The sequence below is a fragment of the Chromobacterium sp. IRSSSOUMB001 genome (assembly GCF_023507765.1).
Taxonomy (GTDB): domain Bacteria; phylum Pseudomonadota; class Gammaproteobacteria; order Burkholderiales; family Chromobacteriaceae; genus Chromobacterium; species Chromobacterium haemolyticum.
In genome coordinates this window covers 275,448-289,091 of sequence record NZ_JALCYU010000003.1, presented here as the reverse complement: position 1 = coordinate 289,091, position 13,644 = coordinate 275,448, and the positions used below count along the sequence as shown (strand labels likewise).

At 60.9% G+C, this 13,644-nt stretch carries 13 protein-coding genes; 6 read left to right on the top strand and 7 right to left on the bottom strand.

The genetic code is table 11. The annotated features are described in order from the left end of the window. Positions 1-2: 2 nt before the first annotated feature. The 4 genes from ctaD to MOV80_RS05610 form a co-directional block, all read right to left on the bottom strand. Positions 3-1,640 (bottom strand): cytochrome c oxidase subunit I, encoded by a 1,638-nt coding sequence (ctaD, locus tag MOV80_RS05625; protein WP_019102810.1) that lies wholly within the window; start codon positions 1,638-1,640, stop codon positions 3-5. A 38-nt stretch (positions 1,641-1,678) separates the two neighbouring features. After that, entirely contained in the window at positions 1,679-2,782 is a 1,104-nt protein-coding gene (gene coxB, locus MOV80_RS05620) for a cytochrome c oxidase subunit II (protein WP_019102811.1), read from the bottom strand. 189 nt (positions 2,783-2,971) lie between these two features. Beyond that, complete coding sequence (gene bioD / locus MOV80_RS05615) at positions 2,972-3,610, bottom strand: dethiobiotin synthase (RefSeq protein WP_043589532.1); 639 nt, start codon at positions 3,608-3,610, stop codon at positions 2,972-2,974. 297 nt (positions 3,611-3,907) lie between these two features. Then, a complete protein-coding gene (locus MOV80_RS05610) occupies positions 3,908-5,716 on the bottom strand; it encodes a 2-isopropylmalate synthase (RefSeq protein WP_249604897.1) in 1,809 nt (602 codons plus the stop codon). 234 nt (positions 5,717-5,950) lie between these two features. Between MOV80_RS05610 and asd the strand changes: the two genes are divergently transcribed. Together asd and MOV80_RS05600 are read left to right on the top strand one after the other, a co-directional pair. Then, positions 5,951-6,793 carry an archaetidylserine decarboxylase gene (gene asd / locus MOV80_RS05605; RefSeq protein WP_019102814.1) on the top strand — a complete coding sequence of 281 codons (843 nt, stop codon included), beginning with the start codon at positions 5,951-5,953 and terminating at the stop codon, positions 6,791-6,793. Positions 6,794-7,107: 314 nt separating this feature from the next. Beyond that, positions 7,108-8,169, top strand: coding sequence for a ferritin-like domain-containing protein (locus MOV80_RS05600; protein ID WP_019102815.1), 1,062 nt, complete (start codon positions 7,108-7,110; stop codon positions 8,167-8,169). 76 nt (positions 8,170-8,245) lie between these two features. Here MOV80_RS05600 and ilvC read toward each other — a convergent pair whose 3' ends face one another. From ilvC to ilvB, 3 genes are read right to left on the bottom strand one after another with little or no spacing between them, the layout of a single operon-like run. Further along, positions 8,246-9,262, bottom strand: a complete 1,017-nt coding sequence (ilvC, locus tag MOV80_RS05595; RefSeq protein WP_043589528.1) for a ketol-acid reductoisomerase — start codon at positions 9,260-9,262, stop codon at positions 8,246-8,248. 59 nt (positions 9,263-9,321) lie between these two features. Continuing rightward, positions 9,322-9,813, bottom strand: coding sequence for an acetolactate synthase small subunit (gene ilvN / locus MOV80_RS05590; protein ID WP_019101853.1), 492 nt, complete (start codon positions 9,811-9,813; stop codon positions 9,322-9,324). A gap of 11 nt (positions 9,814-9,824) precedes the next feature. After that, positions 9,825-11,591 carry a biosynthetic-type acetolactate synthase large subunit gene (ilvB, locus tag MOV80_RS05585; protein ID WP_249604896.1) on the bottom strand — a complete coding sequence of 589 codons (1,767 nt, stop codon included), beginning with the start codon at positions 11,589-11,591 and terminating at the stop codon, positions 9,825-9,827. 195 nt (positions 11,592-11,786) lie between these two features. Between ilvB and MOV80_RS05580 the strand changes: the two genes are divergently transcribed. Genes MOV80_RS05580 through MOV80_RS05565 form a run of 4 tightly spaced genes read left to right on the top strand, consistent with a single transcriptional unit; the run spans position 11,787 to position 13,644 of the window. Beyond that, the gene (locus MOV80_RS05580; RefSeq protein WP_019102164.1) at positions 11,787-12,353 is read left to right on the top strand and encodes an RNA polymerase sigma factor; all 567 of its coding nucleotides are present in this window, start codon (positions 11,787-11,789) and stop codon (positions 12,351-12,353) included. Beyond that, positions 12,350-12,715, top strand: a complete 366-nt coding sequence (locus MOV80_RS05575; protein WP_249604895.1) for a DUF3619 family protein — start codon at positions 12,350-12,352, stop codon at positions 12,713-12,715. The genes MOV80_RS05580 and MOV80_RS05575 overlap by 4 nt, the downstream gene beginning before the upstream one ends. After that, positions 12,708-13,097 carry a DUF3106 domain-containing protein gene (locus MOV80_RS05570; RefSeq protein ID WP_043589520.1) on the top strand — a complete coding sequence of 130 codons (390 nt, stop codon included), beginning with the start codon at positions 12,708-12,710 and terminating at the stop codon, positions 13,095-13,097. The genes MOV80_RS05575 and MOV80_RS05570 overlap by 8 nt, the downstream gene beginning before the upstream one ends. Continuing rightward, complete coding sequence (locus tag MOV80_RS05565; RefSeq protein ID WP_052051871.1) at positions 13,084-13,644, top strand: RDD family protein; 561 nt, start codon at positions 13,084-13,086, stop codon at positions 13,642-13,644. The genes MOV80_RS05570 and MOV80_RS05565 overlap by 14 nt, the downstream gene beginning before the upstream one ends.

The following is a 13,644-nucleotide window of genomic DNA, read 5'->3' as shown; positions in this document are numbered from 1 at the left end:
TCTCAGTGATGCTTGCCGCCGGTGCTGGACACCACCACGCCGTTCTCGATCACTTCCAGCTGCGGCGCCTCGACAAAGCTGTGGTAGGGAGCCGGGGTCGGAATCGCCCACTCCAGCGTGTTGGCGCCTTCCCACGGATGCGGCGGCGCGGGCCGGCCGCGGCGCAGCGAATGCAGGATGTTGTAGAGAAAAATCAACTGCCCCAGGCCGAACATGAGGGCGCCGATGCTGGCCAACTGGTTGAATTCGGTGAATTGCAACGCGTAGTCGGGAATCCGCCGCGGCATGCCGGCGAGGCCGAGGAAATGCATGGGAAAGAAGGTGACGTTGAACCACAGCAAGGACCACCAGAAGTGCAGCTTGCCCAGGCCCTCGTGGTACATCTTGCCCGTCATCTTGGGGAACCAGTAATAGATGGCGGAGAACAGGCTGAACAGCGCCCCGGCCACCAGCACGTAATGGAAATGAGCGACCACGTAGTAGCTGGCGTGCAGTTGGATATCCACCGCCGCCACGCTGAGGGTGACGCCGGACAAACCGCCGATGGTGAACAGCAGAATGAAGCCGATGGCGAACAGCATGGGCGTTTCGAAGCTCATGCTTCCCTCCCACATGGTGGCCACCCAGTTGAAGACTTTGACCCCGGTGGGCACCGCGATCAGCATGGTCGCGTACATGAAGAACAGTTGGGCGGTGGCCGGCATGCCGGTGGCGAACATATGGTGCGCCCAGACCATGAAGGACAGGACGCCGATGCTGGAAGTGGCGTAGACCATGGAGGCGTAGCCGAACAAGGGCTTGCGGGCGAAAGTGGGGATCACCTGGCTGACGATGCCGAAAGCCGGCAACGCCATGATGTAGACCTCGGGGTGGCCGAAGAACCAGAACACGTGCTGATAGAGAATGGGGTCGCCGCCACCGGCGGCGTTGAAGAAATGAGTGCCGAAGTGGCGATCGGTCAACACCATGGTGACCACGCCCGCCAGCACCGGCATTACCGCGATGATCAGGTAGGCGGTGATCAGCGAAGCCCAGGCGAACATGGGCATCCTCATCATGGTCATGCCCGGCGCGCGCAGGTTGAGAATGGTCACGATGATGTTGATCGAGCCCATGATGGAGCTGACGCCCATGATGTGGATGGCGAAAATGGTCATATCCATGCCCATGCCCATCTGGGTGGACAAGGGCGCGTACAGCGTCCAGCCGGCCGCCGCCGCCCCGCCGGGCACAATAAACGAGAGCAAAAGCAGCAGCGCCGCCGGCGGCAGCAGCCAGAAGCTCCAGTTGTTCATCCGGGCGAAGGCCATGTCCGGCGCCCCTATCATCAGCGGCAGCATCCAGTTGGCCAGGCCGGTGAAGGCCGGCATGATGGCGCCGAACACCATGATCAGGCCGTGCAAGGTTGTGAACTGATTGAACAGCTCAGGCTGGAAAAACTGCAGACCGGGCTGAAACAGCTCTGCGCGGATGCACAGCGCCATCACTCCGCCGGACAGAAACATAATGAAGGAGAACCACAGATACATCGAGCCGATGTCCTTGTGGTTGGTGGCGGCCAGCCAGCGCATGATCCCACTCGGGCGCTCATGATGCTCCGGCGCGTGCCCGGCATGGCCGGCGTCATCGACAATTGCCATATCGCTCTCCTTGCGTGGGTTCGCCGCCGGTCCCGGGCTCAGCCGGTGGCGCCGCGGGCCGCCTTGATCTCTTTGGGCTGCACCAATTCGCCGGTGTGATTGCCCCAGGCGTTCCGCTCATAGGTGATCACCGCGGCTATGTCGGTATCGGACAGCTGCTTGCCCCAGGCTTGCATCGCCGGGTTTTTCTGGCTACCGAACAAGACGATGTGGATGTGCGCCGGCTTGTCGGCGGTGGCTATCCTGGAACCGTCCAGCGCCGGGAAAGCGCCAGGCAAGCCCTTGCCGTTGGCCTGGTGACAGGCGACGCAGTTTTGGGCATAGACTTTTTCGCCGCGGGCTTTCAAATCGGCCAGCGACCACACTTTGTTGGGATCGTCCGCCGCCGCCGCCATCTGCTTTTTCTTGGCTTCAAGCCACTTGGCGTAGTCATCCGGCGTCTTGGCCTCCACCACGATGGGCATGTAGCCGTGGTCCTTGCCGCACAACTCGGAGCACTGACCGCGATACGTGCCGGGCTTGTCTATGCGGAACCAGCTATCGCGCAGAAAACCGGGAATCGCATCCTGCTTGACGCCCAATTGCGGCACCCACCAGGAGTGGATCACGTCGTTGGCGGTCAATAGCAGCCGCACTTTCTTTCCAGTAGGCACCACCAGCGGCTCGTCCACTTCCAGCAAGTAGTTGACGGGTTTGGCCGCCGTGTTGGCGATGGCCTCGCGCGGCGTGGACAAATGGCTCATGAAGCCAAAGTTATCTTCCAGGTAGTCGTAGCGCCACTTCCATTGATAGCCGGTAACCTTGACCGTCATGTCCTCGCCGCGCGTGCTCTTCTGCGATAGCACCGCCTTGGTCGCCGGCCAGGCCATACCGATCAGGATCAGCAGCGGGATCACCGTCCAGATGATTTCCACCGTGGTGTTTTCATGGAAGTGCTTGGCCTGGTGGCCGGCGGCTTTGCGATGGCGAACGATGGCGTACATCATCACCAGAAACACCAGCGCGAAAATAACGCAGGTGATCACCAGCAGCATGGTGTGCAGATCGTATTGCTGGCGGGCAATGGGAGTGACGGGGGCTTGCAGATTCAACTCGGCCGCTGACGCGCAGGATATCGGCAGCCAACAGCAAAGGACGCGCATACAGGACATGGAGCCCCCCTAGAAATCCTCAACTGACATGAAGTGGTGCTGACTGGTCCGGTCTATTTTCATGACCGGTTAATGGCATGCTAGAAAAAAAGGTCAAGGAAAACAAGAAAATGTCTTGCGGCAACGCAATAAAATATTACGTATGCAAGCCCCGATCCGCCCCGCTCCGAGCGCGGCGGCTCAGTTGGATTCGCCCGCCAGATAGGGCACTTCCAGCAATAACGGCGCCGGCATGTGCCTTTGCAGGGTTTCCAGGTTCTGCTCGTAAGCCTGTTGTTGCGGCACCACTCGATTGGCTACCCAGCCGGCTAGCGGCAGGCCGGCGTCCAGTACCGCGCGCGCGGTCAGCAGAGCGTGGTTGATGCAGCCCAGCCGCATCCCCACCACCAGAATCACCGGCAATTGAAGGGCTTTGGCCATATCGGCCATGAACAGTCGGTCCGACAGCGGGGCCAGCCAGCCCCCCGCCGCCTCCACCACCACCACGTCGGCGCAGGCGGCCAATTGCTGGTAATGGTCGACGATCACGTCCAGCCGGATCTCCACGCCGGCCTCGCTCGCGGCGATATGCGGCGACACCGGCGGCAAGAATCGATAGGGATTCATCAGATCCAGATCAGACTGCCCGGTGGCCGTGGTCAGCCTCGCCACATCATCATTCCACCAGCTGCCGTCGGCCAGCAGTTCGCAGCCGGAGGCCACCGGCTTCATCGCCAACACGCGCTTGCCTTCAGCCTGCCATTGACGGATCAATTGCACGGCTACGTGGGTCTTGCCGATTTCGGTGTCGGTGCCGGTAATGAAGTAGGCTGCGGACATGGGCGCTTTCCATAGTGGATAGTAGAGAGCTGGCAGTCTAGCGCCGGCCCGTCCACTCGTAAAACGCAAAAAACCCCGGCTCCGCCGCGCAACGACGCCGACCTCATGGGTCGGCAGTCCGCCGCGCGGCCTTGTGAGCCGGGGCCAAATGGGGCGGCCTTGTGGGCCTGATGGACTTCACACTCGATAAAGTGAACTCCCTGGGCCGGGCGGTCTAGCGCTGACTGCGCGCCGACAAGGACGGGATGGAAAACCTTGTCGACGACGCGCCGCGCTGACCGCCTCGGCCGGAAAACCTCATACCAGCGCTTGCGCGTTCAGCTTTTGCTCCTGGTTCATCAATTTGTTCAACGCGGACAGGTAGGCCTTGGCCGAAGACACGATAATGTCGGTATCCGCGCCCTGGCCGCTGACGATGCGGCCGTCGCGCGCCAGGCGTACCGTCACCTCGCCCTGGGATTCAGTGCCCTTGGTGATGGCGTTCACCGAGTACAGCTCCAACTCCGCGCCGCTGGCGGCCACGCTTTCAATCGCCTTGAAGGCGGCATCCACCGGGCCGGAACCGCTGGACTGGGCGCGACGCTCTTCGCCGTGGGCCAGAAACACGATGGAGGCCACCGGCGCTTCGCCGGTTTCGGTGGCGATTTTCAAGGACACCAGCTTGTAATCCTCTTCGCGGCCGGTGCTGAATTCATCCGACACCAGCGCGTGCAGGTCTTCGTCGAAAATCTCGCGCTTGCGGTCCGCCAGCTCTTTAAAACGCGCGAAGGCGGCGTTCAGCGCTTCCTCGCTATCCAGCACAATGCCCAGTTCGATCAACTTGGTCTTGAAGGCGTTGCGGCCGGACAACTTGCCCAGAGTCAGGCGGTTGGTGCTCCAGCCCACCGATTCGGCGGACATGATCTCGTAAGTTTCGCGATGTTTGAGCACGCCGTCCTGATGGATGCCGGACTCGTGGGCGAAGGCGTTGGCGCCGACAATGGCCTTGTTGGGCTGTACAGGGTAGCCGGTCACCGTGGACACCAGCTTGGATGCCGGCACGATCTGGGTGGCGTCGATGCCGGTTTCCAGCGCGAAGATATCCTTGCGTGTGCGCACCGCCATCACCACCTCTTCCAGGCTGGCATTGCCGGCGCGCTCGCCCAGGCCGTTGATGGTGCATTCCACCTGGCGCGCGCCGCCCAGCACCGCGGCCAGGCTATTGGCCACCGCCATGCCCAGATCGTTATGGCAATGGGCGGACCAGATCACCGTGTCGCCGCCCGGCGTTTTAGCGATCAGTTCGCGGAAGAAGGCTTCGGTGATGAAGGGCACCGCATAGCCGACGGTGTCCGGCACGTTCAACGTGGTGGCGCCGGCCTTGATCACTTCGCCGAAGATGCGCGCCAGGAAATTGATGTCCGAGCGCAGCGCGTCTTCGGCGGAAAATTCCACGTCGTCGGTGTATTCGCGGGCGATCTTCACCGCCGCCACCGCCGCCGCCACCACTTCGTCCGGGCTCATGCGCAGCTTCTTCTCCATATGGATGGGGCTGGTGGCGATGAAGGTGTGGATGCGGCCGCGCGCCGCCGGCTTGATCGCTTCGCCCGCGGCGCGGACGTCGCGCTCGTTGGCGCGGGCCAGGCTACAGACTGTGGAGTCCTTGATCACCTCGGCGATGGCGCGGATGGCGTCGGCGTCGCCCGGGCTGGCCGCGGCGAAGCCCGCTTCGATGATGTCCACGCCCAGGCGCTCCAGCTGGCGGGCGATCCGGATCTTTTCTTCCTTGGTCATCGATGCGCCCGGCGATTGCTCGCCGTCGCGCAAGGTGGTGTCGAATATATACAGACGATTGCCCATCTGACTGTTTCTCCCTGGTCCCTGCATTGCAATTTCCGCGCCTGTCCCGACGCCGATCAGATAATCGTTGAAATCGAAGCGTTTGCCCTGGCTGGCCGCCATCACCGCCAGCTTGTTGAGCTGGGCCAATGGCAGGCTGCCGCGTTCTCTCCATTTGTATATCGCCGCCCGAGTCACCGGCTCATCAGCGAACAAGCGATTCAGATCTTCGGCCAGCTGTCCCGGCCCGCCGAAATCCGCAATCAAGCGTTCAATGTCCAATTGCATCATGTGCTCCCGCAGCTAGTTTGATTCAGCCTACCGGCAACCAAGACATAAAGTCAAATCTGCATGTTGAAATCTGTGATTAAAACGTCACACACCATGTCCAAGCGCCATAAATCGGACATTATGTCCATTTTCATTCGAAAACTGATTATTATTTAAGCGACGCACAGACGATCAGACACCGATAGATCGGTTATAATCTGGGGTTTAGTCTGATTGATCGAGGACAAACCAGTGTCCGAACGCCTGTTCGTGCTGTTGCAACATCTGATGCCCAAGCTGGCCATGACCCGGTTCGCGGGCTGCATCGCCAACTGGGAAGGCGGCAGCCTGACGCAATGGATCATCCGTCGCTTCATTGCCCGCTATAAAGTGGACATGAGCGAAGCCGCCGCCAGCGACCCCGCGGCCTACGCCAGTTTCAACGCCTTCTTCACTCGCGCCTTGCGCGCCGACGCCCGCCCGCTGGCGAGCGAACGACTGGTCTGCCCGGTGGACGGCGCTATCAGCCAGTTCGGCCGCGTAGAACAGGGACAGATCTTCCAGGCCAAGGGCCGCAGCTACTCGGCCCAAGCACTGCTGGCCGGCGACGCCGAGTGGGCGCGCCGTTTCGACGACGGCCATTTCGCCACCATCTACCTGAGCCCGCGCGACTACCATCGCATCCATATGCCATGCGCCGGACGCCTGCTGCGGATGAGCTATGTGCCGGGCGAGCTGTACTCGGTGAACCCAGCCACTGCCCGCGGCGTGGACCGCCTGTTCGCACGCAACGAGCGCGTGGTCTGCCGCTTCGAAGGCGAGGATGGCCAGCCCTTCGTGCTGGTGCTGGTAGGCGCCACCATCGTCGGCAGCATGGCCACCGTCTGGCACGGCGTGATCAACCCGCCGCGGCCGGGACAAATCCGCCACTGGGATTACAGCGATCAAGACATCCGCCTGGCCAAGGGGGAGGAGATGGGTCGCTTCCTGCTGGGTTCCACCGTGGTCTTGCTGTTCCCTCAAGGCCCGCTGAGCTTCAACCCCGCCTGGCAAGCCGCCGGCGCGGTGCGCATGGGCGAGGCAATGGCGGACTGAACCGAGTTCGCCCTCCCCATAAAAAACGCGGCTCGACGCCGTAATGCCGTTCATTCAAGGATTTCCGGGCGACTTTTCTGGCCTTGTGAGCACAGGAATCCACAAAAAAAGCACCGTTTTCCATTCATGGAGACGGTGCTTTTCTCTTAAGTGAACGGCATTAGCTCGACGCCGCGTTTTATTTTTGTCCGCCCAAACCCTTCCCTACGTAAAAATAACTATCACGTAGGAATCATCGATTGCCTATCCAAAAATGACAAGATGCCCTCGGTATCCAGCGCCGAACCGGCATTCATCCTACGGAGAAGGCAACGATGCATATCACCGATGTTTTGCGCAAAACCATCCACAATCCGGCAACCTGGAGCAAGCAAGAGCTTTACGACAATCTGCAGGCCGCAGTGGATGTGGAGTTGTGGACCATTCCGCTCTACCTGACCACCCTGTATTCGATTCAGGGGCTGAACTCCGGCAATCAACAGGCTTATCCCACCACAGCAAAATTAATCGAAAGCGTGGTGATCCAGGAAATGCTGCACTTGGAACTGATTTCCAATCTGTGCAATGCGCTAGGCTATGCTCCCCAATACCCGTTTCCCACCTATGAAGAGGCTGAGGGCATCCCCTTCCTCAAACCCGATGTGCCGCCGAAATACGCGGGTTACCAAGTCAAGCTAGGGCCGCTGGACATCAACCAGCTGAAGCTGTTCTGTGTGATCGAGCTACCCGAGCCCCCCGGCAAACCGGACTGGAACAAACAAACACGATACAACTCGATAGGCGAGCTGTATCAGGCGCTGGAAATTGCCGTACCCTTGCAGTGGAAAGACCTCTATGTCGGCGCCGCCGCCAATACCAAACAGCAGGCCAATTTCACGGACTACACGCAAAAAAACCAACAAGGCCACGGCTTCAGCCAGACCATAAACAGCCTGGACCAAGCACTGGCGGCGATACAGGCCATCGTCAAACAGGGCGAAGGCAACCGCTCCACTGAGGAAATCCCTCCACGCGATCAAGCGCCGGCGGAGAATCCAACGGCTTACGATCCCAGCGACTTCGACCCGTCACAAAGCCACTTTTTGAAATTCAACCTGATCCTCGACCTGCTGCGCCTGGGACCCAACCCCTGGATTCCCGCTACCTATCCGCTGATTCCCCATCCCGACAAACAGCAGCTGGCTGAGCAGGCAATGGCCCAGCGCCAGCTTCAGGACGGCTTTCGCGCCTTCATGTCCGAATTGCAAACCGGCTTCAACACCGCACAAGCCAATCAGCAGATGCCGGGCAGCTTCTACAGCAGCATGTTCAACTTGCAGAGCCTGATCACCGCCGTTTGGCAATCCGGTGCAACGCCGGCTTTTCCCAGCCACTGAGCCGGATGTGTAAACAACATGAAAAAAGCCGGGCGCGACGCCCGGCTTTTCCATGCCGCCAGATCAAACCGACAGATCAGTTCTTGGACTGGTCGACCAGCTTGTTCTTGGCGATCCACGGCATCATCGCGCGCAGTTCGGCGCCGACTTTCTCGATCGGGTGATCGGCGGTCAGACGGCGACGCGCGGTCATGCTCGGATAGTTGGTCTTCCCTTCCAGGATGAACATCTTGGCGTATTCACCGGACTGGATGCGGTACAGCGCCTTCTTCATCGCGTCCTTGGTGGCGGAAGTCACCACTTCCGGGCCGGTCACATACTCGCCGTACTCCGCATTATTGGAGATCGAGTAGTTCATATTGGCGATGCCGCCCTCGTACATCAGGTCGACAATCAGCTTCAGCTCGTGCAAGCACTCGAAGTAGGCCATTTCCGGTGCGTAGCCGGCTTCCACCAGCGTTTCGAAACCGGCCTTGACCAGTTCCACCGCGCCACCACACAGCACAGCCTGCTCGCCAAACAGGTCGGTCTCGGTTTCCTCGCGGAAATTGGTCTCGATCACGCCGCCCTTGGTGCCGCCGTTGGCCGCCGCATAGGACAACGCCACGTCGCGGGCCTTGCCGGATTTGTCCTGATAAACCGCGATCAGGGTCGGCACGCCGCCGCCCTTCAGGTATTCGGAGCGCACGGTGTGGCCCGGACCTTTCGGCGCCACCATGATCACGTCGACGTCAGCCGGCGGCACGATCTGGTTGTAATGGATATTGAAACCGTGAGCGAAGGCCAGCGCCGCGCCCTTCTTCAGGTTGGGCGCGATGTCCTTGCTGTAGACGTCCGGCTGCGACTCGTCCGGCAGCAGAATCATCACCACGTCGGCTTTCTTCACCGCCTCGGCCACTTCCTTGACCTTGTGGCCGGCCGCTTCCGCCTTCTTCCAGGAAGCGCCGTCCTTGCGCAGGCCCACCACGACGTCCACGCCGGAGTCTTTCAGGTTCTGCGCATGGGCGTGGCCCTGGGAACCGTAGCCGATGATGGCGACTTTCTTGCCCTTGATGATGGAGAGGTCAGCGTCTTTGTCGTAGAAAACTTTCATTTGCAATCCTTGATTTCGTTTGTTTAGGCGGCCCGGCCTCCGGCCGGCGCCCGCCTGCTTCAGATTTTCAGAACCCGCTCACCCCGACCAATGCCGGATGCGCCGGTACGGACCGTTTCCAGGATCACTGTGCGGTCCACCGCCTCGATGAAGGCGCCGAGCTTTTCGCTCGTACCGGTCAGCTCGATGGTGTAAGTCTTTTCCGTCACGTCGATGATGCGTCCGCGGAAGATGTCGGCCATGCGCTTCATCTCCTCGCGGTCCTTGCCGGTGGCGCGGACCTTGATCAGCATCAGCTCGCGCTCGATGTGCTCGGATTCATTGAGGTCTATCACCTTGACCACCTCGATCAGCTTGTTGAGCTGCTTGGTGATCTGCTCGATGACTTCGTCGGAACCGTGAGTGACGATAGTCATGCGCGACAGCGTCGGGTCCTCGGTCGTGGACACTGTCAGCGAATCGATGTTGTAGGCACGGGCCGAAAACAGGCCCACCACGCGGGACAATGCGCCCGCTTCGTTTTCCAGAAGAATGGATAGGATATGTCGCATACCGGCTGGCCTCAACACATATTGCCGTAGTCACGGTTGTTCTCGAATGGCACGTTCTGCACCTCGCTCATGTGCTCGGGCAGGTCCATCTGGTCGAGGCCCTTGCCGTTTTGCACCATCGGGAACACGTTCTCGGACTGGTCGGTACGGAAATCCAGGAACACCAGCCGCTCCTTCAGCTTCTGGCTGAACGCCTCCTTCAATACCGGCTCCACGTCGGCGGGGTCTTCCACCTTGAAGCCGATATGGCCGTAAGCCTCGGCGATTTTGACGAAGTCCGGCAAGGCGTCCATATAGGATTCGGAATAGCGCGTGCCGTAGAAGAACTGCTGCCACTGGCGCACCATGCCCAGGTAGCGGTTGTTCAAGGCCACCACCTTCACCGGGGTATGGTATTGCTTGCAGGTGGACAGCTCCTGGATGTTCATCTGGATCGAGCCTTCGCCGGTGATACAGGCGACGGTGGCGTCCGGATTGGCCAGTTGCGCGCCCATCGCCGCAGGCAGGCCGAAGCCCATGGTGCCGAGTCCGCCGGAGTTCAGCCACTGCTTGGGATTGTCGAACTTGTAGTACTGCGCCGCCCACATCTGGTGCTGGCCCACGTCGGAAGTGACAATGGCCTTGCCGCCGGTGATTTCGTACAGTTTCTCCACCACGTACTGAGGCTTGATCAGCTCGGTGGACGGGGTGTACAGCAAACAGTTGTGGCCGCGCCATTCCTCAATCTGCTTCCACCAGCCGGCCAGGGCTTGAGCGTCCGGCTTCTGGCCGGATTGCTTAAGGAGGTCCAGCATGTCTTTCAGCACATGCTTGACGTCGCCGACGATGGGGATGTCCGCCTTCACCCGCTTGGAGATGGAGGACGGATCCACGTCGATGTGGATGATCTTCTTGGGCTGGCAGAGGAAATGCGAGGGCACGCTGATCACGCGGTCGTCAAAACGCGCGCCTATGGCCACCAACACGTCGCAGTACTGCATCGCCATATTGGCTTCATAGGTGCCGTGCATGCCCAGCATGCCGAGGAACTGCGGATCGGACCCCGGATAGGCGCCCAGACCCATCAGGGTGTTGGTACACGGCAGACCCAGCGATTTGACCAATTCGGTCACTTCGCCGGCGGCATTGCCCTGCACCGCGCCGCCGCCCACGTAAACAAAGGGGCGTTTGGCTTCCAACAGCAGGTTCACCGCTTTCTTGATCTGCCCCGGGTGGCCGCGAGTAGCCGGCACATAGGAGCGGATATGCACGCTTTCCGGGTATTGGAAATCCGTGCGCTGCTGAGTGATGTCCTTGGGGATGTCCACCACCACCGGGCCGGGACGGCCGCTCTTGGCGATGTAGAACGCCTTCTTGATGGTGGCGGCGATCTCGTTCACATCCTTGACCAGGAAGTTGTGCTTCACGCACGGGCGGGTAATGCCCACCATGTCCACTTCCTGGAATGCGTCCAGACCAATGGCCGGGGACGGCACCTGGCCGGACAGCACCACCATGGGGATGGAGTCCATATAGGCGGTGGCAATGCCGGTCACGGCATTGGTCGCGCCGGGGCCGGAGGTGACCAGGGCCACGCCCACCTTGTCGCTGGAACGGGAGTAGGCGTCGGCGGCATGTACCGCCGCCTGCTCATGCCTCACCAGCACATGTTTGAATTTGTCCTGCCGGAAAATGGCATCGTAAATTTCCAGCACCGCGCCGCCGGGGTAGCCGAAAACAAACTCGACACCTTCTTCCTGCAGGCAGCGGACAACCGCTTCCGCGCCCGATATCTGCATATCGCCTCTTGTCTTTGCGTTAGTTTCATCCCGTATCGGACGACCTTATCGTATTGCTTTGAAACCGGTCAAGTGCTTTTGTGCAGGTGCAATATGCCCCTAAGCCTCGGTAAATTCAGGAAAAAAATCAGGCTTGGCCGAATCGGCGGCGCTCTGCTACCATCTTCTGTTGGCATCTACTCAAACTCTCATCCGATGGCTAGCCGCGAGGAAATGGCCGACTTTCTGGAGTCGGCGGAGAAACGCGCTTTCAAGCAGGCGTGGTATGCGGTCCAGAATGAAGACAGCGCATTGGATATCGTGCAGGACTCGATGATGAAACTGGCGGATCGCTATCCGCACGCCCCGGCGGCGGAACTGCCGCTGATCTTCCAGCGCATCCTGCAAAACACCATCCGCGACTTCTATCGCCGCAGCAAGGCTCGCCGTTTCGTCAGCACGCTGCTGTCCTCGCTGATCCCCACCCGGGAGGAAGACGATAGCCTCGACCCGCTTGAAACGCTGGACGTGGCCGCGGACGAGGCGCACAGCAATCCCGAACAATGGTGCGCGCGCAAGGAAACCGCCGTGCTGATCGAGTCCTCGCTACAACTGCTGCCGGCCCGTCAACGCGAGGCGTTTCTGCTGCGTTATTGGGAAGGTCTGGATGTTGCCGCCACCGCGCGCGTGATGGGCTGCTCGGAAGGCAGCGTGAAAACGCATTGCTCGCGCGCCAATCACACTCTGGCCGCCATCCTCGCGCAAAAGGGAGTGACGCTATGAAACCTTCCAATCCCCTGCCCGAGCATGTATCGCGCGTGCTGGACCACGCCAGCGCCGATCTCGACCCCGCGCTGGAACGCAGGCTGCGCCAGGCGCGCGAGCGCGCGCTGGCTCGCTTCGATGCCAGTTCCCCCGGAGCCGTTACGCAACGCGAGCGGCTGGGCCTGTGGGGACAGCGCCATGTGTTGTCGCTCCGCCGCGGCGGCTTGGCTTTGGGCTTCGCGCTGTTGACCGGCGCCGGCATGATGCTGGCGGAAGATTTGCTGCTGGAAGAAGAAGCGGTGGACGCCGCGGTGCTGGCGCAGGATCTGCCGTTCGAAGCCCTGCTGGAGCCCCACTTCAGCCGAGGCTTGCATGAATAGCGGCCGCCGCCTCTTGCTCGCCCTGTGCCTAAGCGGGCTGCTGGCGCCGGCGACCAAGGCCAGCCCGCCTGCCAACCCCCGCTGGGCGCAATTGAGCGCGGAACAGCAGCAGGTTCTGGCGCCGCTGGCCACGGAGTGGGACCGCTACGCTCCATATAAAAAACAAAACCTGCTGGCCATCGTGCCGCAATTCCAACAGTTGCCGGAGGCACAGCGCCAACGCGTGCAGCAAAAGCTGAAAGCCTGGTCCGAACTGAGCCAGCAGCAGCGGGACGAGATCCGCGCCAACTGGAAGGCGTTGCAACAGATGCCGCCCGAACAACGCCGGCAGGCCATCCAGCGCCTGCGGCAACAACATGAAGCCCAAGATGCCTCCCGCTGACGCCACCGCCCTGACCCCGCCCACACTGAAACGCAGCCTGGCCAGCTTGTTCTATGAATTGCTCCTGGTCGCCGCGCTCTTGCTCACCGTCACCGCGGTGCTGACACCGCTGCAGATGCTGATAGGCCAAGGCACACTGTTCAAGACTCTGCTCAAAACGGTCCTGGTCCTTGCCCTGTTTGCTTATTTCGGCTACTGCTGGGTGCGCGGCGGTCAAACCGTGGCGATGAAAACCTGGCGCATCAAACTAGTCAACGCCCATGGCGGCGGCATCGTCTGGAAGCAGGCTGCGGCGCGCTACGTGATCGGCCTGGTCTTGTTCGTCGGCATGCCGGCGGTCTCCTATCTAGGCTGGGCCAAGGCCTACGGCCACCAGCCGCAGGCTCTGTGGCTGGCGCTGAGCTGGTGCCTGGTTCCCTTCCTGGCGAAGTTCTACGACCGCGACAAGCTATTCCTGCACGACAGGCTGGCGGGCACCCGCCAGGTCGTGCTGCCCAAACCGCCCCACCCAGGCAAGAAGCGGCGCGGCGAACCCACGCCGGGCTGA

What these genes read in the sequence shown, in the direction of transcription:
- ctaD (WP_019102810.1), bottom strand. Translation starts at nt 1,640, where the DNA reads ATGGCAATTGTCGATGACGCCGGCCATGCCGGGCACGCGCCGGAGCAT.
- ilvC (WP_043589528.1), bottom strand. Translation starts at nt 9,262, where the DNA reads ATGAAAGTTTTCTACGACAAAGACGCTGACCTCTCCATCATCAAGGGC.
- bioD (WP_043589532.1), bottom strand. Translation starts at nt 3,610, where the DNA reads ATGTCCGCAGCCTACTTCATTACCGGCACCGACACCGAAATCGGCAAG.
- MOV80_RS05600 (WP_019102815.1), top strand. Translation starts at nt 7,108, where the DNA reads ATGCATATCACCGATGTTTTGCGCAAAACCATCCACAATCCGGCAACC.
- MOV80_RS05570 (WP_043589520.1), top strand. Translation starts at nt 12,708, where the DNA reads ATGAATAGCGGCCGCCGCCTCTTGCTCGCCCTGTGCCTAAGCGGGCTG.
- MOV80_RS05565 (WP_052051871.1), top strand. Translation starts at nt 13,084, where the DNA reads ATGCCTCCCGCTGACGCCACCGCCCTGACCCCGCCCACACTGAAACGC.
- MOV80_RS05610 (WP_249604897.1), bottom strand. Translation starts at nt 5,716, where the DNA reads ATGCAATTGGACATTGAACGCTTGATTGCGGATTTCGGCGGGCCGGGA.
- ilvN (WP_019101853.1), bottom strand. Translation starts at nt 9,813, where the DNA reads ATGCGACATATCCTATCCATTCTTCTGGAAAACGAAGCGGGCGCATTG.
- MOV80_RS05575 (WP_249604895.1), top strand. Translation starts at nt 12,350, where the DNA reads ATGAAACCTTCCAATCCCCTGCCCGAGCATGTATCGCGCGTGCTGGAC.
- coxB (WP_019102811.1), bottom strand. Translation starts at nt 2,782, where the DNA reads ATGCGCGTCCTTTGCTGTTGGCTGCCGATATCCTGCGCGTCAGCGGCC.
- ilvB (WP_249604896.1), bottom strand. Translation starts at nt 11,591, where the DNA reads ATGCAGATATCGGGCGCGGAAGCGGTTGTCCGCTGCCTGCAGGAAGAA.
- MOV80_RS05580 (WP_019102164.1), top strand. Translation starts at nt 11,787, where the DNA reads ATGGCTAGCCGCGAGGAAATGGCCGACTTTCTGGAGTCGGCGGAGAAA.